An 18875-nucleotide genomic window follows, 5' to 3' on the forward strand; every position below is an offset into this window, starting at 1 on the left:
ACTCCTGGTTTCAGGCAACAGCCGGTTGTCCGGAGGCTACCGGCATCGCCAGGCTCAATGCCTGAGATTCGCTCGCCTGATCATGAGAAAGCTCACCGGCAATGGCACCTTCACGCATCACGAGAATACGATCTGCCAGTCCTAACACTTCTGGCAGGTCACTGGAGGCAAACAATACGGCAACGCCCTGCGAGGCCAGTTGATAGATCAGCTGATAAATTTCATGTTTAGCGCCCACATCGATACCCCGGGTAGGCTCATCCAGTAACATCACTTTAATATGGCTTTCTGACAACCAACGGCCGAGGATAGCTTTCTGCTGATTTCCGCCAGAGAGCCGGGCGATTTGCTGTTCACCGGTCGGGGTCTTGATTTTTAACCCCCGGATATGCTGCCCGGCGTTCTCCAGTTCCCAGTGGTTATCCACCAGCCAGCCCGCCGACAAATGTTCACGCCTGGCGCTGATATTGATATTTTCATTAACTGAGTGAACGGGGATGATACCGTCAGCTTTTCTGTCCTCCGGGCAGAGCAGAATACCGGAACGAATAGCATCGATGGGTTGCGACAGACGGAGTTTTGCCCCCTCCAGCCACACCTCCCCGGAAAGTATTTTGCTGGCACCGAACAGTCCTTTCAGTAATTCGGTCCGTCCGGCACCGACCAGGCCAAATAATCCGACAATTTCCCCGGATCTAACCTGCAGGGAAACCGGTTGTTTCACCCCGGTGGTATGGAATTTATCCAGCCTCAGGCGGGTTTCACCGACGGGACGCGGCTGGTAACCATAGATATCACCAATATCGCGCCCCACCATCGCCTGCACCAGTTGTTGGTGGCTAAGCCGGGTCATATCATCGAAAGTGCAGACGTAGCGACCATCTTTAAATACCGTCACCGCATCACTTAAGGCAAAAATTTCTTCCATCCGGTGCGAGACATAGAGCACCACTTTGCCCTGTGCCCTCAGTTGACGGAGCACACGAAACAGGTGCTCAGTTTCGCGGGCAGACAACGAGCTGGTCGGTTCATCGAAGGCAATCACCTGCGCATCACGCGCCAGCGCTTTGGCTATCTCCACCATCTGCCACTGGCCGAGTGACAGGTATTTAAGCGGAGTTTCCGGGTCGATAGTCATCCCGAGAGCGCTGAGTTGCTGTTGGGCTTTTTGTCGCAACAGCTTTTTATTTAACAATCCACCCTGACCGGGTAACTGACCCAGGAAAATATTCTCGGCAACTGTCAGTTCCGGCACGAGATGCAATTCCTGATAAATAATGGCAATACCCGCCTGTAAAGCCTCGGTGGTATTACTGAATGCCACCGGTTTCCCCTGAAGAATTAACGTTCCTTCGGTGGGGGTATAACTGCCGCTGAGGATTTTCAGTAACGTCGATTTGCCGGCACCATTTTCGCCCATCAATGCATGAATCTGCCCCTGCTTACAACTGAAGGAGATATCCTGCAACGCTTTAACCCCGGGGAAACTTTTGCCTATCCCCTGAAACGCCAGAGGCGCGGAGGTTCTTATCATAACGGCTCCCGATCACAGTCAATGACAACATGATAATTTTGACGCTCCGCCCCCCAGGCGACGGAGCGTGGCTGCGGTTTACATCAGCCCTTTTTTCTTCAGTTCTTGCTTAAAGTTGTCACGGGTAATCAGCACCACATCGGTAACTTCGGTAAATGCGGGCGGTTGTTCATCTTTGGTCACCCAGTTAAACAACATCTGGCTGCTTTTATAGCCGTGGATATCCGGACTCGGTAGTAAAGAACCGTAGAAACCGGTGGCTTTGGCTTTGGAAAGTTCGCTGACGGCATCGACTCCGTTAATGCCAATACCAATCACATCTGCGGCTTTAAATCCCTGGCCTTCGGTCGCCCGAACACCCCCCAACACGGTGTTGTCATTCATACCGACAATCAGCCAGTGCTTAACCTGGGGGTGCTGAACCAGCAACGAATTACCGGCATCCAGCGCCCCCGGAATATCATTTGATTTGGTGGGAATCTGATAAATCTGTGCAGCAGGGAAACCCGAGGCTTTCAGGGCGTCCATAGCGCCGGTAGTACGACGCCTTGCAGTATCCAGTTCATCCGCGGTAATCGCCATCACCGCTGTGTCTTTCACATCCCAGCCACGTTTCTGCATCTCTTTATAGAGTTCCTGGCCCTGGCGCTCACCAATTTTGGTGGCAGCCATCATCACCAGCGGGACAGCAGTCATCGGCTGGCCTTTGGCATTCACGAACTGGTCATCTACCGCAATCACTTTCATATCGTAACTGCGGGCTTTGGCAATGATAGCGGCGCCGAGTTTAGGATCCGGGGTACAGATAACAAAGCCTTTGGCACCGCTGGCCGCCAGGCTATCAATGGCATTCAGCGTTTTTTCTCCGTCAGGAACCGCAATCTTGATGACATTAAACCCCATATCTTTGCCGGCTTTATCGGCAAACGCCCATTCGGTCTGGAACCAGGGTTCTTCTGGTTGCTTGACCAGAAATCCCAGTTTCAGGGTATCTGCCAACACTGAATGGGACATCAGGGCGGCCAGGCCAAGCGCAGCTAACAGTTGGGTAGATTTACGCATTATTCTCTCCGGCAATGGTCACGATGTCGGGTGGCAGAACAATGGACTTCAGCGGTTACGCCTGGCCGAATGGTCACTCCCCCCGGTAAAATCAGGGTTAGTTTTATCCTTGTTTACTTCAGGAAAGGGAGAGCAAAATCACACCACTCAATGACAGCGAATTTATCCATACATTCAGCAAAATTAACCTTTGAGTAACATTTGAAGTCGATCACAATTTCGGTCATTTATCGGATAAAAAAGCAAATAAAGCCATATTTCACAGAAGTTATAGCCACTCCCGGAGGCAAGTGAAAGAACACTTAACCGCTATGAATAGCTGTTTTTTACCAGTTCAGCGGGCAATCCCTTGCCACTGTGTCATCAACAGCCTGGTGTAATTAGCCATCAGCTTAACCGACGGACTGGCGCATTTTTCTGTCGACTCCACCAGTAAGTCAGTAGGCGCTGCAAACTGATAAACACAAACAACAGAATTCCGATGGCAATTTTGGTCCACCAGGAGCTCAGCGTGCCGTCAAAATTAATCCATGTCTGGATCAGGCCCTGAATCAGTACGCCAAACAGAGTCCCCAGTACAGTGCCTACCCCGCCTGACAGTAAGGTCCCTCCGATCACCACTGAGGCTATCGAATCCAGCTCAACCCCGACACCCGCCAGGGCATAGCCGGCAGAGGTATATACCGAGAAGACAATTCCGGCTAACACTGCCAGGGTTGTCGACAGCATATAGACCTTCAGCGTGGTCGCTCTGACCGATACTCCCATCAGCCGGGCAGAGGTCAGGTTTCCGCCGATGGCGTAGACCTGGTTACCAAAGCGACTGCGGTGAGCCAGCAGGATCCCGCCAGCGACCACCACCAGCATAATCACCGCCAGCAGGCTGAGTCGCCCACCTCCCGGAATCTTCCAGCTCAGTGAGGACAAGGTGGTATACAGCGGATCGTCAATCGGGATTGAGTTTTCAGAGATCAGATAACTGCAGCCACGTAGCAGAAACATCCCGGCCAGCGTAATAATAAACGCAGGGATCTTCAGTGCATCAATCAGCCAGCCCATCAGCGCTCCGAAGGCCGCGCCGGCCACCAGAATAATCGCAAATGCCAGCCACGGATCCATATGGTACTGAGTGATCATCCGCGCGATAAACACCCCGGTAAAGGCGATCACCGCCCCTACCGACAGATCGATACCGCCGGAGAGGATCACAAAGGTCATCCCCACCGCAATAATCCCCAGAAACGCATTATCGGTCAGGATATTACAGATCACTCTGGTCGTCGCGAACGCCGGATACTGACTCAGACAAAACAGATAGCCAGCGACAAAGACCACCAGCGTGATCATTAAAGGTAAATAGCGTTTAATCATCAGCGTTCTCTCCGGGTAAACAGCGCCAGAAACCGCGGAGACTGCAACAGCAGCACCGCCATTACCACCAGGGCTTTCACCACCTGATTCAGTTCCGGCTGGAAACCTGACAGTAAAATCCCAGTGTTCATCGCCTGAATAATCAGTGCCCCGATCAGTGACAGAAACAGATTAAACCGCCCCCCGACCAGTGCCGTGCCGCCAATCACCACCGCCAGGATGGCATCCAGCTCCAGCCACAGCCCGGCATTATTCGCATCTGCAGCACGGATATCAGCGGCGACCAGAATCCCGGCCACCGCGGCACAAAGGCCGCTAATCACATAAGCGACAATCACTATCACCGCGCCATTCACCCCGGCATTTCGGGCAGCCCGCAGATTGATCCCTGTTGCTTCAAGGAATAAACCCAGCGCGGTTTTACGCACCAGCAGCCCTGTCAGCAGGGCGATAAATAAAGTGATCCACACCGGCACCGGTAACCCCGCCAGGGCGCCAGACCCCAGCCAGGCCAGCGACGGATTATCAAAGGTGACGATCTGCCCCTGAGTGATCAACTGAGCGATACCCCGCCCGGCCACCATCAGGATCAGTGTCGCCACAAAGGGTTGTATTTTAAGAATAGCCACCAGGATGCCGTTCCACAGACCGCACACGACACCACTGAGCAACGCTGCACCAATCACCACCGGCAGTGAGTGCCCGGCGACCACCATGCTCACAGCGGTCGCCCCGGAGATAGCCATCACCGCTCCGACCGACAGATCGATTCCTCCGGTGGCGATCACCAGCGTCATTCCCAGAGACAGAATAGCGACCGGAGCGGCCCGGTTCAGAATATCGATCGGGCTGCCAAATAACCGGCCATCACGAATCTGTACTGAAAAGAAATTATCCGATACCAGGCTGTCAATAATCAGCACCAGTATCAGGGCGAGAATTTGCGGAATCCCCGGCGGCCAGCGCCGTTTATGTTTCTCCGTCACTACTACGGTTTCAGGAATTTCAGCCATTCTGACCTCCTCCGTCGGCAATCGCGGTCATGATCGTCCCTACCGACAGCCGTTCCAGCGGGATCTCCGCCACCTGGCGGTGATCACGCAAAATAATCACCCTGTCTGCATAGCCCACCAACTCCTCCAGCTCGGACGAGATCACCAGTAGTGCCAGTCCGTCGGCACACAGCGATTCAATCAGCCGGATAATTTCTGCATGGGCACCAATATCGATCCCGCGGGTCGGTTCGTCGAGAATAAGAAACTGGGGTCGGGTCACCAGCCAGCGCGACAACAACACTTTTTGCTGATTCCCCCCGGACAGCAGCTCTACCGGCTGTTCAACATCCGGGGTACGAATCCCCAGGCTTTTGATCAGTCGTTCGGCAATTTCTGTCTGTTGATGGCGGGAGAGTGGCCGAAGCCATCCGCGCTGTGCCTGAAGGGCCAGGATAATATTTTCCCTGACCGAGGCCGCACCAATGATGCCATCGGTTTTACGATCTTCAGGGCAGAATCCTATCCCTGCCCGGGAAGCCCGCGCCGGGGTACGGATATTTTGCGATGCTCCACGGATCGATGCGGTCCCCTGATCGGCACGGCGAATGCCAAACAACACTTCAGCCGTCTCGGTACGACCGGAGCCCAACAGCCCGGCCAGCCCGACGATTTCTCCGGGACGTACCGCCAAATCGAACGGCTCAATATCCCCTTTACGTCCGTACTGACTGAAACTGACCACCGGATTTTCGCTGTGCAGGGTCCGCCCCTGACGTTGTAATGAGGTACTGAGCAGTTCTCTGCCCAGCATCAGTTTAATCAACTCCAGCTGCGGTAATGTCGCGGTATCGCGCGTCGCCACATAACGTCCGTTGCGTAATACCGTGATCCTGTCTGTAATACGGTAAACCTGATCAAGAAAATGGGTCACGAAGATCAGGCTCATCCCGCGCGCTTTCAGCTTTTCCATCAGGGTGAACAGCATTTCGACTTCGCTGGTATCCAGGCTGGCGGTGGGTTCATCCAGAATCAGTATTTGCCCGGACAAATCGACCGCCCGGCAGATGGCGATAATCTGCTGCATAGCCACCGAAAATACACCCAGCGGGGCGGTAACATCCAGTTCAAAGCCATATTCCCGCAACAGTTCACTGGCTTTGCGGTTAAGGGTGCGACGGTCGATTAACCCAAAGCGCCGTGGCTCCCGTCCCATAAACAGGTTATCGGCTACCGACATATTGGGCAGCAGATTCACTTCCTGGTAAACCGTGCCAATGCCGGACTCCTGTGCCTGAGCCGTGCTACGTGGGTTAATTTCCCGGCCATTGAGCAATATGCTGCCCTGATCGCGGGTATATACCCCGGTCAGCACTTTAATCAGTGTCGATTTTCCTGCACCATTTTCCCCCAGCAACGCCATGATTTCGCCTTTCCTGAGAGAAAATGACACATCATCCAGCGCTTTGACGCCCGGAAAGCGCTTACTGATATTTTTCAGGGTCAGTAAGCCGGTGTCCTGTGACAGCTCCATAGGGTTCTCCTCTGGCAGCAGACCGCCTGTGACCAGGCGGTCTGGCGGTTAGTAGCCCATCCCCTGTTTTTTCGCTAACTGCGCCGCGGCGTCAGCCGGTAAATACAGCCGGGAGTCTGTACGGATAATTTTTGGTGGGAGCGTGCCATCTTTTTTGTATTTTTCCAGCGCATCGAAAGCCGGACCGGCCATATCCGGAGTCAGCTCGACGTTGGCGTTAGCTTCACCTTTTTGCATCGCGGTATAGATATCAGGCACACCGTCTATCGAACCGGTCAGGATATCGCTGCCGGGCTTCAGGCCGGCTTCTTTAATCGCCTGAATGGCACCGATGGCCATATCGTCGTTGTGGGCAAACACCATGCAGATATTTTTGCCGTTGTTCTCGGCCTTGATAAAGCTTTCCATCACCTGTTTACCGCCGCTGCGGGTAAAGTCACCGGACTGAGAACGGATGATTTTAATGTTCGGATGGTCGGCAATTGCTTCAGCAAAGCCTTTTTTACGGTCGATGGCGACACTGGCACCCACGGTACCCTGCAGCTCAACCACATTACATTGCTTACCGGCCTCATGTTTTACCAGCCAGTCACCAATCAGCCGCCCTTCCAGCACGTTATCGGCGGTCACAACGGACATGTATAACGACGGGTCTTTAACGGTAATCGCCCTGTCGAGCAGGAATACCGGAATTCCGGCATCTTTAGCTTCGCGTAATACCGGCTCCCAGCCGGTTTGTACCACCGGAGCGATAAATATGGCGTCAACACCCTGGGCAATAAAAGACCGTACCGCTTTAATCTGATTTTCCTGTTTCTGCTGACCATCCGCAATTTTCAGGGTAATACCGTGCTTCTCAGCTTCACGTTTTGCCACGGTAGTTTCTGCAGCCCGCCAGCCAGATTCAGAGCCAACCTGAGAAAAACCGACGGTTAAGTTCTCAGCCATCGCTGCCGACGTCAGGGCTGCGGAGATGGCCGTTGCCAGTAAAATACGTTTCCACATAAGTCACCTCGTGCTTGTAGGGTAGAGTTTTTTATAGGTATTTATTCGCAACCTTCTGTAGCAGAAAAATCGTTGCGTAGAGCAAATATAGATAAGGTTCTGTTCAGCAAATCGCGCCAGCTCACACTTCTGATGACCTCAGCAAAATTGTCCATATCTACAGCCGCAGAGTCATACCGCTTTTTCCACCAGCCCCCTACTGTTTTCCCATGTGCTACCTGAGCGGAGTTTGATTATGTCTTTAACACTGGGGCTCGATTTTGGCAGTGATTCTGTCCGTGCACTGGCGGTGGATTGTGAAAATGGCAAAGAACTTGCCGAAGGTGTGGCCTGGTATCCCCGCTGGAAACAAGGGGAGTTTTGCGATGCCACGGTGAACCAGTTTCGCCACCATCCCCGTGATTATCTGGAAGCGATGGAAAGTGCTCTGCAACAGACCTTAGCGAAGCTGAGTGACCAACAACGACAGCAAATTAGCGGGATTGGTGTGGATACGACCGGCTCAACACCGGCCCCCGTGGACGCCAGCGGCCAGGTTTTGGCTCTGAGACCAGAGTTTGCCGCCAATCCGAATGCCATGTTTATCCTGTGGAAAGACCATACCGCGGTGGATGAAGCCGAAGAGATCACCCGGTTGTGCCATGAATCAGCCGCCGAAGATTACTCTCAGTATATTGGCGGAATCTATTCCAGTGAGTGGTTTTGGGCGAAGATCCTCCATATCACCCGCCAGGATAGTGCCGTTGCTGAACAGGCCGTGGCCTGGGTCGAATTATGTGACTGGATTCCGGCGATTCTTTCCGGAACCACCGCGTTGAATGAGTTCCACCGCAGTCGCTGCGCGGCCGGACATAAAGCGCTATGGCATGAAAGCTGGGGAGGATTACCACCCGCCGCGTTCTTTGACCAGTTGGATCCATTGCTAAACCAGCACCTTCCCTACCCGATGTTCCGCGACACCTTCACCGCAGAAAAACCGGTCGGCAAACTGACGGCTGAGTGGTCATCACGGCTGGGGCTGCCAGCCGGAATAGCCATTGCCGGTGGCGCTTTTGATTGCCATATGGGGGCCGTGGGGGCGGGAGCCCAGCCAAATACGCTGGTCAAAGTGATTGGTACCTCGACCTGCGACATCCTGATTGCCGATAAACAGCAGGTAGGGCAACGCGCTGTTCGCGGTATTTGCGGCCAGGTCGATGGCAGTGTCGTTCCGGATTTTATCGGGCTTGAGGCCGGACAATCTGCCTTCGGTGATATTTACGCCTGGTTTGGCCGGGTATTGAGCTGGCCGCTGGAGAGTCTGGCTGAACAGCATCCGGAGCTTCGGGACACCATAGAGCAAAGCCGTCAGCAACTATTACCGGAACTGACCCGCGCATGGGCCAGTCAGCCGGCGCTCGATCATTTACCGCTGGTCCTCGACTGGCTGAATGGTCGGCGGACACCGAATGCTAACCAGCGACTAAAAGGGGTGATCACTGGCCTGACGCTGGCCAGTGATGCACCGGCTATTTTTGGGGGACTGATTGCGGCGACCGCCTTTGGTGCCCGCGCCATTATGGACTGCTTTACCGGACAGGATATTCCGGTCAACCACGTGATGGCACTGGGCGGAATTGCCCGTAAAAACCCCGTCATTATGCAGGTGTGCTGCGATGTACTGAATCGCCCGTTACAGGTAGTGGCTTCTGATCAGTGTTGTGCACTGGGAGCGGCTATTTTTGCCGCCGTCGCGGCCGGTGAATGGTCGGATATTGCCACCGCGCAACAGCATATGGCCAGTAATATTGAGCAGACACTGCAACCCGACCCGCAACGATCTGCCACTTTCGGGCAACTCTACCAGCGCTATCAGCAATGGGCAGTGGCTGCCGAACAACTCTATACCCCGATCAGCCGGACCTCCGACACGGTCAGTGCCGCAGACGGTATCTCTCTGGCGCATTAAGGAGCATTGAATGAACATTTTTCAACAATATGATATCTGGTTCGTCATCGGCAGCCAGCACCTGTACGGAGAAGAAACTCTTCGCCAGGTCGCCAGCCAGGCGCAACAGGTGGTCGATTCACTTAACTCTCAGGGCGGCCTGCCTTGCCGGTTGCAACTCAAACCGACCGCGACCCGTCCGGATGACATCACCGCACTCTGTCAGCAGGCCAGCAGCGATACAAGGTGTGCCGGGATTATCGTCTGGCTGCATACCTTCTCGCCGGCCAAAATGTGGATTAATGGCCTGAATGTACTGACCAAACCGCTGTTGCAGTTCCACACTCAGTTCAATGACCATATTCCCTGGGGCAGTATCGATATGGACTATATGAACCTGAATCAGACCGCACACGGCGGCCGGGAATTCGGGTTTATTGGTGCCAGAATGCGCTTGTCACACAGCGTGATCACCGGCCACTGGCAGGATCAGGAGACGCTGAAACGTCTGGGCCGCTGGGTGCGTCAGGCCGTCTCGGTACAGGATACCCGCAAACTGAAAGTGGCCAGGTTTGGTGACAATATGCGTGAAGTGGCGGTGACCGAAGGGGACAAGGTGGCGGCACAAATCACCTTTGGCTATGCGGTGAATGGCTATGGTGTCGGGGATCTGGTCAGCGTGGTTAACCAGGTCAGCGACGGCGAGATTCATGCCCTGATAGATGAGTATGAAAGCAGCTATCAGCTGACGCCGGCCGTACAACTCAACGGAGATAAGCGCCAGAATCTGCTGGATGCCGCGCGAATAGAGCTTGGTATGAAACGCTTTCTGAGCGACGGTGGATTCCATGCATTCACCACGACCTTCGAAGATCTTCACGGGCTGAAACAGTTACCGGGTCTGGCGGTACAACGTTTGATGCAGCAAGGTTATGGCTTCGCCGGCGAGGGTGACTGGAAGACCGCCGCGTTACTGAGAATGATGAAAGTAATGGCCAGTGGCCTGCCGGGCGGCACCTCATTTATGGAAGATTACACCTATCATCTGCGCCCTGGCGAACAGCAGGTTCTGGGGTCACACATGCTGGAGATCTGCCCCAGCATTGCCAACGCCGATAAACCGGTGCTGGATGTTCAGGCGCTGGGAATTGGCGGTAAAGAGGATCCTGCCAGGCTTATTTTTGCGGCTCAAACCGGACCGGCGATTAATGCCTCACTGATTGATCTGGGGGATCGTTTCCGCCTGCTGGTTAACTGTGTGGATTCCATTCCCGCACAGCATCCACTGCCTAAACTGCCGGTGGCATCCACATTGTGGCAACCGCAACCGGATCTCTACACCGCCTCTGAGGCCTGGATGCTGGCCGGTGGCGCACACCATACCGTGTTCAGCCAGGCATTGACTCTGGAAGATATGTATCTGTTTGCCGAAATGCACAATATCGAGATCACGGTGATCGATCAGAACACTACCCTGCACGGCCTGAAAGACAGCCTGCGCTGGAATTCTGTCTATTACCGCTGGCAGTCATAATCCTGCGGCCTGTACCGCTGGCCGGTACAGGCCATCACTGAGGACAGAACAATGCTTGAATCACTTAAGCAACAGGTGCTGGCCGCCAATCTGGCTCTGCCGGCACATCATCTGGTGACGTTGACGTGGGGCAACGTCAGTGCGGTAGACCGCCAGCATGGCGTACTTATCATCAAACCTTCAGGAGTGGATTACAGCACGATGACAGCCGACGATATGGTGGTGGTCAGCCTGCAGACCGGTGAGGTGGTGGAAGGTCGCAAACGCCCGTCGTCTGATACGCCAACTCACCGTTTGTTGTATCAGAAATTTCCACAGATTGGCGGCATCGTCCATACTCACTCCCGGCATGCCACCATCTGGGCGCAAGCCGGGCTCAATATACCAGCGAATGGCACCACCCAGGCAGACTACTTCTATGGCGCGGTACCTTGTACACGACCCATGACGGATGATGAAATTAATGGTGAGTATGAGTGGCAGACCGGGGAAGTGATTGTCGAAACTTTCCGGCAACAAGGCCTTGACCCGGGGCAGATCCCTGCGGTGCTGGTCAATTCTCATGGCCCTTTTGCCTGGGGAAAAGATGCCGCTGACGCAGTGCATAACGCTATCGTGTTGGAAGAAATTGCCTATATGGGGCTGTTTTCTCATCAGCTGAACCCGGGGTTGCAGTCAATGCAGCAAACCCTGCTGGATAAGCATTACCTGCGTAAACACGGTAACAACGCCTACTACGGTCAGTAAACGCCCATTTGGTCAGCCGTAGTAAAGTATTTTCTCTACGGCTGACCTGCTCCGCTAAACTTTCCCGACCTGACTTCACATTTACCCTTCTGATAAATCCCTTCATGTTTGATCTCACCGCTGATGTTTCTCCCTGCCGGGAGAGGACGAGGATTTTTCAGGGAAAAAAAATCATTTTTTCTGCATATAAACAACGTATTTCTCTAACATACCGATATTGCTAAGTATTTTCACGCCTTGTTTTTTCGGTACTTATTCAAGTAAAGCGCATTTCAACTATCAATAACAATGAATCCATTCCCCAAACCTATCACTACAGATAATTCCTGGTGGTAATCTCTCTTCAACGGAAATGCTGACTGATGTGTTGCCCGCAAGGCTGGTTATCAGAATGCAGTCCCGGATAAATCACTCACCTGATTTATCTCAACAACAAATGATGCGTTTTACTAATCAGTCATGGGGTCTTAAAATGAAAAAAGTTCTGTTACCAATTGCGGCATTAACTTTAGGTCTGGCATCTGTACAAGCAATCGCTGCCGATGGTACTGTGTCTTTCACCGGTAATATCACTCAGTCAGGCTGCGTTGTTTCAAATGCAACCAACAAAACAATTACTGTGGCGATGGGCAACTACTCAAGCTCTGCGTTAGCGGCTGCTGGACAGGAAGCGGGTCCAAAACCATTTGAAATTGACCTGACTAAATGTGCAACCGGTTCAGTGAAAGTACGTTTTGATGGTACTGCTGTTGCAGGTAACCCAACCTTACTGAAACTGACTTCTACCGGCGCAAGCAATGACCCGTCAACTACAGTGGGTATTAAAATCACTGACTTAGCGAGCGGAGCTGCTTATACTATCGGCGACACCAGCAGTGCTGTGCCTTTCCAGGCGCTTGACTCTACCGGTGCACTGAATATCAAACTGGCGGCCAGATACCACGCGTTTGCAGCCGGCACTCCAAGTGGTGCGGCAAATGCAACCACTGATTTCTCTATCGAGTATCAGTAATCGCTGACACTCTGGTGGCAAAAACAGGTAATAAATAATGAAGAAGTTGTTTATTTTTGCACTGCTGCAGTTGTTTTCCGTCTCTTCGTTTGCGGCGATTCAACTGGAAGCCACCAGAGTTATCTATAATTCGAACAGTAGTTCTGCCTCATTGTCATTAAATAATGGCAGCGACCAAAACTATATGCTGCAAAGCTGGCTGGAAAACGAAAACCCACACAATAACGCTGCAATTCCGATGCAGGTTATTCCGCCAATTATGCGCATCGATGCTGGCAAGGAAGCCACGCTCCGTTTTATTTATTCCGGTCACGGACTGCCCACGAATCGTGAATCACTGTTCTGGATTAATCTGCAGGAAATTCCGCCGTCGGCTAAAGACTCAAATACTTTACAGATTGCGGTACACAGCCGGTTAAAACTTTTCTATCGTCCGCAGGGACTGAATACCACACTGGATAAAGAAGTTCAGAAACTGGTATGGCGGCAAAGTGGAAATAAATTATCTGTTACCAATAATGGCCCGATGTATGTCTCTCTGAACCGCCTGCATCTGGGTAGCGGCAGAGATATTTATCTGGATATGGTGGCACCGGACTCTACCGAACAGTTTACTTTGCCGGCGAATACTCAGGTGGGTTCAGCCGTTTCATTCAGTTATGTCAATGATTTTGGCGGAACCTCAGAAGTGAAAAACTTCCCGACCAAATAAAGACAATTCAGAAGCCGGTCGCCATGAAAAAAAAGATATTTCGCTCTCTGCCGCTTGTTGTTGCTTTACCGAGAATGTTTGTTATTTCTGCGGCCAGCGCTGAAGAGTTTAATATGCAGTTTGTTCATGGCGCGGCAAATATGAATACTGCGCGTGAAGTCTCTGTCGGCGACAGTATTCAGCCAGGTACCTACCCTTTCGATATTTATCTTAATTCTGAAAAAATTGACAGCCTGTCAGTGACCTTTATCCGTAATGATAATGGTGTTGAACCCTGTTTTAGTGCTGAACAATTACACAATTACGGTATTATCTTGCCAGCCCCGGTCGCCGGCCAGCAATGTGTGGATTTAAAAAAACTGATCCCGGACGGAAAGGTAGAACCGGATATTACCCGGCAACGTATTGACCTGACCATTCCACAAACCAGTATGACCGTAGTGCCGAAAGGCTCTATTCCGACACGTCTGTGGGACGAAGGCGTGAATGCCGGATTCGTCAACTACAACCTGGACTACAGTAAAAACAGTTACCATGGGTCATCTTCAGCCTCCAGCAACGAATATACCTACCTGTCGCTGAGTAACGGTCTTAACCTCGGCCGCTGGCGGTTACGGGAGAATGGTAACTATACCCACGATAATACCTCGGGTTCCCACTGGAACAATATTTCCAGTTGGGCGGAAACTGATATTATTTCCATGCGCAGTCGTTTTCTGGTGGGCCAGTCCTCCACCAGCAACAGTGTGTTCGACAGTATCCAGTTCCGTGGCGTTAAACTGAGCAGCGTGGATGACATGCTGCCTGACAGCATGCGTAACTATGCCCCGGTAGTTCGTGGCGTCGCCTCTTCTAATGCCCGGGTTACCATCCGGCAGAACGGCTACCTGGTGTACAGTACCACGGTGCCCCCGGGGCCGTTTGCGATTCATGATATTTATCCGAACACCAGTGGCACGCTGTATGTCACGGTGACCGAGGCCGATGGCTCTTCACACCAGTTTACTGTCGCTTATTCTTCTGTGGCCAATATGCTGCGTGAAGGATTATGGAATTACGAAGTCACTGCCGGTCGTTACCACGATGGTACCGGCGGATACAATCCTGACTTTATTCAGGGAACCGTGGCCCGTGGTATCAGCCATAACCTGACCCCTTATGGTGGAGTCCTGATTGCAGACAATTACCAGTCGGCTGTTGCCGGGATAGGATCCAGCCTGGGTGCGTTTGGTGCTGTGTCACTGGATGGCAGTTATGCTAAAACCAATCTGGCCTCAGGTGGCACCAAACAAGGCCAGAGCTACCGTATTTTGTATGCAAAATCACTGAACGAACTGGGTACCGACTTCCGGTTAGCCGGCTATCGCTATTCGACTTCAGGATATTACGACTTCAACGATGCCGTTCAGGAACGGCGTGAATGGAAAAATGGTCAATATGAGTCTGACTATATTGATCCCAATGATGTCGCTACCGGGACACCCGGCTGGGCACAGACCAATAATGCGACCTACTATTCCAATGTCTACGCCAACAAGCGTCAGCGGATGGAAGTATCGATTAACCAGAGCCTGAATGGTTATGGCAGCATTTATATGAATGCCAACCAGCAGACTTACTGGGGAACCAGTGAAAAAACCCGCACAGTGCAGGTGGGTTACTCCAATTCCTGGAAAGGGGCCAGCTATGGGGTTTACTGGCAGTCTACCCGTTCACAATATGGTTACTCAGACAATAGTGTCAATGTCACCTTGTCGATTCCGCTGGTGATCAACAGCAATAACAACGTTATTGTGTCCACCACTCAGCTGGCGCACGATCAGCAGAGTGGCGACAGTTACAATACCGGCGTTTCCGGTACCCTGCTGAATGATAACCGCCTGAGCTATGGCGTCTCTACCGGCCATACTCAGTCTGGCGGACAAAACAGCAGTGCTAACCTGAGCTACGATGGCAGCAAAGGCAATATTAACGGCAGTTACAGCTATAGCTCTGATTATACTCAGTCTTCACTGGGTGCCAGCGGTGGCCTGGTGGTTCACTCCGGCGGTGTCACTCTGTCACAGCCACTGGGTGATACTTTTGTGATTGTTAAAGCGAAGGATGCGCAAGGAGTAGGCGTACTGAACTCTCCGGGGGTAAAAGTTGACCGCTTCGGCTATGCCATCGTGAATAACGTAACGCCGTACCGTTACAACACCATTGCACTGGATACCGAACAAATGCGGCCGGGTCTGGATATTCCACAGTCCATTATCCAGACCGTACCGACAGAGAAAGCGATTGTCCGGGTGAACTTTAATACCTTCTACGGACACAGTTTGCTTATCCATTCAAGATTAGCGGATAACAGCTTCCCGCAGATCGGTGCCAGTGTATTTAACTCACAAGGCCGTAACAGCGGAACCGTGGGTATGAACGGTGACCTGTACGTGGCAGGTATTGCCGCTGGCGATAAACTGACGGTGAAATGGGGTGATGGCCCTGCCGATAAATGCTATCTGCAGATCCCTGCAAAACTGGATGCTCAAACTAAAACCATGGGTTACCAGGAACTTACACTTACCTGCCAACGCCCCTGAGGAGTCAGGCAATGACGCTGCATATCATTAAAAAACTGACCGGCCTGCTACTGTTGCTGTGTGCAATTTTCGCCAGCCAGCAGAGTTTTGCCCTGTCCTGCCGCCAGGGCAGTAATACTAGTCAGACCAGCCCGACGGGCGCTATCAACCAGGATTTCTCCATCGGTTCGGTGTCGTTTGCAAAATCTGACTTTACGGCCGGCAGGGTGTTGTGGCGCTCTTCAACTTATACCGCCACTTTTACCTGCTGGGATATGCAAAGTCATCCACAGGGGGAAGACGCGTGGCTGTACTGGAACCCTAAGGGTGATCTGAGCAAAATTAACTCTTCCCTGAGTGTCGGGGTCACCATTAATGGTAAAGATTACGATTCCATTAATACCGCCATCGCCAAAAAGGCAATTGATGTTGGCCGCGGAACCGTGGCTGACTCTTATTACTATGCCTACTACAGACAGGCCCGGCCACTGACCATCTCTTTTACCTTCTCTATTTATCTGAAAGCCACCGGGGTCGCTCCGCCTACTACCTTTACCGATATCGGGACTGCCCGTGTATTCCAGGTGGATGGCGAACTGGGGATAAACTCAACCCCTAACAGTAACTATGTGGCTAACCTGACAAATTTTAATAATATTAAGGTCATCCAGTGTACCCCGACGGTGACTATTTCACCGTCTACTATAAACTTTGGCAGCGTAATGCGTGAGACTTCGGCGGTGGGTAAGATTGCCAAAACTATCCCCTTTACCGTAACAGCTAACGTCTCCGGTGGGGGCTGTGTCGGCCAACAACTGGTCGCCAGTTTTAGTAGTAATGATGTGAGTGCTTCCGACAGTACCTTACTTATCCCTTCAACCAAACCGGGTATTGGCGTTTATCTGACCTCCAGCACTGATACCAGTACTCCGATTGTTTTTGGTCAGACCTATAATTTCACCTCCGCTGCCATCACCAGCAGCGATACGACCATTCCGAGGGGCTATATTGCCTATCTGAAATGGTTGACTAACTCTCCGACAGTCGGGACCTTCAATACCACGGCGACCGTCAATATCACGTTCAAATAGTCAGCGTCCGCCCCCGGTTTCCCGGGGGCGGAGAAAACAGGCCATAGCCCCGTCATTTTGAATTGAGCGACAGAATTTGTTGTGGCTTAACGGGGGGACGCAGAGAATTGGCGGGTCAACCGCCATGGAGTTACTTCTTACGCTTAAAATTCACTTCAAACGCATAGGCAATTTTTTGGAAGTTCCGCTGGGTAATCAGTGAAAGATTGGTAAATTTAACCGACATCCGCTGCTGATAACCGGGATGTTCCGGTAATTCATCTTCCAGATCGTTAATGGCAATAATCTCAACATTAGCTTTGAATTCACCATATTCACCGAGGGAGAGTTGTGCTTTCTTAAACACCGATCCCACTTTAATCTTTTCCGATAACGGTTTCTGGGTATAAACCCCGACACCACCGACCGAGAAATCATAAATAATAAACGGCGGAGGGACCGTCAGTCCGGAGACCGGCAACGTGAGTGTAAAGTGCTTCCATATTGGCAGAGGAACCCGCAAATTAATCCGGCGTTGGTAGTACTGAAATTCATCAGGAATATCTCCGACAATCACCACACCGCTATCGGTTTTTTGTGACGCCAGCACCCTGGTGCTGAAGATAATTTTAGCTTCCCGGCCTTCAGCAATCAGGTCGAGCTTATCAGGGAGTGTTGCGGGGTCCTGAAGAGGAATGAGATTGATACGGCCGGATTCCAGGCGCTGCACTTCAAAATCGTACCCCTGTTCTGAGCCCAGATTCAGACGGTGCTTTTCCTTAATCAAAGTCCTCAGGATTGCCATCAGTTCGAAACGATCTTTCTTAATAATCAGGGAATCAGTCTCAAAACGCACCATAACAACAAACCCTTGTTACTTAATCATGCCTGAAGAATAACATATTAAAACAAGAAGAGGTTCACAAGATTACTATGAGAGTTAAGCCAGATTGACCTTTAGCAGTGATGACAGACGGCTGCCCGGGAATCAGGCAGCACGGCACAACTCTTCAATGGTCAGTTCTTTCCAAAGTTTGCCCTGCAGGGCATAGTATGGCATCTGAGATAACCACTGTTCATGGTGATCGGTTTCGATACCTTCCACCACCACATTGCAGTTATTCAGGGCAAAGAAATTCAACAGTGCTTCCATCAACTGGCTGCCGCCAGGCTTGCTCATAAAGTTCCAGAGCAGAAAACGGTCAATTTTTATAAAGCGAAATTGGTTGTCAAAAAAGGCCGAAAAACCCGACAGGCCTGATCCAAAATCATCCAGCCAGACGGTCTGTTTCTTCAGAAATACCGGCGACTGGTTAGGCTCGGCCACCAGACTATCTGATGATTCATTCACTTCAAAATGGATGAAGCTGAGCGCATCTTTATCCCGTGAGAGATAATGTTTGTTAACAAACTCTAATGATTTATCATCGACGTTCAGGGTCACAATCACATCATTGCTCACAAACCATTCCCGGTAAGATTCAATTAATGCAATCTGCGCCTTCAAAATATCGATGCTCATTCCGGGTGTCAGATTCTGGAAAAAAAATTCCGGAGAGATTGCTGTCCCCTGGTTGTTGGCGGTGATTCTGGACAAACACTCAACCGCTAACAATTCTCCGGTTTTACCAAACATCGGCTGGAAAACAAAATTAATTGAAAAATTAGCAAGTTTTAAAGGGGTCATAGCCCACCCGGAGTCATTGAAAAAAAAAGCAGGCCAGTCAGTTAGCCTGAATTTTCAGCGGGCAGATGATGTGCTGCCTGCCTGGCTGCTGAAGAAAGTATACGCCGCCTGATATTTTTACAGATGA

Annotated in this window: 15 protein-coding genes; 7 read left to right on the forward strand and 8 right to left on the reverse strand. The window is 51.7% G+C overall.

Going from position 1 to position 18875, the window contains the following annotated elements; genetic code table 11:
* Positions 1 to 10 precede the first annotated feature (10 nt).
* The 6 genes from araG to ytfQ all read right to left on the reverse strand — a co-directional run bounded on the left by araG (position 11) and on the right by ytfQ (position 7498).
* Positions 11 to 1534: an L-arabinose ABC transporter ATP-binding protein AraG gene (gene araG, locus HA49_RS16030; RefSeq protein ID WP_038023694.1), complete on the reverse strand. Its 1524-nt coding sequence runs from the start codon at positions 1532 to 1534 to the stop codon at positions 11 to 13.
* A gap of 78 nt (positions 1535 to 1612) precedes the next feature.
* Positions 1613 to 2596 (reverse strand): arabinose ABC transporter substrate-binding protein, encoded by a 984-nt coding sequence (locus tag HA49_RS16035; protein WP_038023696.1) that lies wholly within the window; start codon positions 2594 to 2596, stop codon positions 1613 to 1615.
* 387 nt (positions 2597 to 2983) lie between these two features.
* On the reverse strand, positions 2984 to 3967 hold the full coding sequence (yjfF, locus tag HA49_RS16040) for a galactofuranose ABC transporter, permease protein YjfF (protein ID WP_038023700.1): 984 nt from the start codon (positions 3965 to 3967) through the stop codon (positions 2984 to 2986).
* On the reverse strand, positions 3967 to 4980 hold the full coding sequence (ytfT, locus tag HA49_RS16045; RefSeq protein WP_038023701.1) for a galactofuranose ABC transporter, ATP-binding protein YtfT: 1014 nt from the start codon (positions 4978 to 4980) through the stop codon (positions 3967 to 3969). The genes yjfF and ytfT overlap by 1 nt, the downstream gene beginning before the upstream one ends.
* On the reverse strand, positions 4973 to 6493 hold the full coding sequence (locus HA49_RS16050; RefSeq protein ID WP_038023703.1) for a sugar ABC transporter ATP-binding protein: 1521 nt from the start codon (positions 6491 to 6493) through the stop codon (positions 4973 to 4975). The genes ytfT and HA49_RS16050 overlap by 8 nt, the downstream gene beginning before the upstream one ends.
* A 48-nt stretch (positions 6494 to 6541) precedes the next feature.
* The gene (gene ytfQ / locus HA49_RS16055; RefSeq protein WP_038023706.1) at positions 6542 to 7498 is read right to left on the reverse strand and encodes a galactofuranose ABC transporter, galactofuranose-binding protein YtfQ; all 957 of its coding nucleotides are present in this window, start codon (positions 7496 to 7498) and stop codon (positions 6542 to 6544) included.
* 235 nt (positions 7499 to 7733) lie between these two features.
* Here ytfQ and HA49_RS16060 point away from each other — a divergent pair, with 235 nt between their 5' ends.
* From HA49_RS16060 to HA49_RS16090, 7 genes are all read left to right on the forward strand, one after another.
* A complete protein-coding gene (locus HA49_RS16060) occupies positions 7734 to 9446 on the forward strand; it encodes a ribulokinase (protein ID WP_038023708.1) in 1713 nt (570 codons plus the stop codon).
* 10 nt (positions 9447 to 9456) lie between these two features.
* Positions 9457 to 10959 carry an L-arabinose isomerase gene (gene araA / locus HA49_RS16065; RefSeq protein WP_038023710.1) on the forward strand — a complete coding sequence of 501 codons (1503 nt, stop codon included), beginning with the start codon at positions 9457 to 9459 and terminating at the stop codon, positions 10957 to 10959.
* A gap of 51 nt (positions 10960 to 11010) precedes the next feature.
* Positions 11011 to 11706: an L-ribulose-5-phosphate 4-epimerase gene (gene araD / locus HA49_RS16070; RefSeq protein WP_038023713.1), complete on the forward strand. Its 696-nt coding sequence runs from the start codon at positions 11011 to 11013 to the stop codon at positions 11704 to 11706.
* A 472-nt stretch (positions 11707 to 12178) separates the two neighbouring features.
* Positions 12179 to 12718, forward strand: a complete 540-nt coding sequence (locus tag HA49_RS16075; RefSeq protein WP_038023925.1) for a fimbrial protein — start codon at positions 12179 to 12181, stop codon at positions 12716 to 12718.
* A 37-nt stretch (positions 12719 to 12755) separates the two neighbouring features.
* Positions 12756 to 13430, forward strand: coding sequence for a fimbrial biogenesis chaperone (locus HA49_RS16080; RefSeq protein ID WP_038023714.1), 675 nt, complete (start codon positions 12756 to 12758; stop codon positions 13428 to 13430).
* Positions 13431 to 13453: 23 nt separating this feature from the next.
* Complete coding sequence (locus tag HA49_RS16085; protein WP_038023717.1) at positions 13454 to 16012, forward strand: fimbria/pilus outer membrane usher protein; 2559 nt, start codon at positions 13454 to 13456, stop codon at positions 16010 to 16012.
* Between the two features lie 11 nt (positions 16013 to 16023).
* Entirely contained in the window at positions 16024 to 17082 is a 1059-nt protein-coding gene (locus HA49_RS16090) for a fimbrial protein (RefSeq protein ID WP_038023718.1), read from the forward strand.
* 130 nt (positions 17083 to 17212) lie between these two features.
* Here HA49_RS16090 and HA49_RS16095 read toward each other — a convergent pair whose 3' ends face one another.
* Both HA49_RS16095 and HA49_RS16100 read right to left on the reverse strand, forming a co-directional pair.
* Positions 17213 to 17920: a flagellar brake protein gene (locus HA49_RS16095; RefSeq protein WP_038023720.1), complete on the reverse strand. Its 708-nt coding sequence runs from the start codon at positions 17918 to 17920 to the stop codon at positions 17213 to 17215.
* 129 nt (positions 17921 to 18049) lie between these two features.
* Entirely contained in the window at positions 18050 to 18748 is a 699-nt protein-coding gene (locus HA49_RS16100) for an EAL domain-containing protein (RefSeq protein ID WP_038023721.1), read from the reverse strand.
* Between the last annotated feature and the right edge of the window lie 127 nt (positions 18749 to 18875).

The sequence above is a fragment of the Tatumella morbirosei genome (genome assembly GCF_000757425.2).
Classification (GTDB): Bacteria; Pseudomonadota; Gammaproteobacteria; order Enterobacterales; family Enterobacteriaceae; genus Tatumella; species Tatumella morbirosei.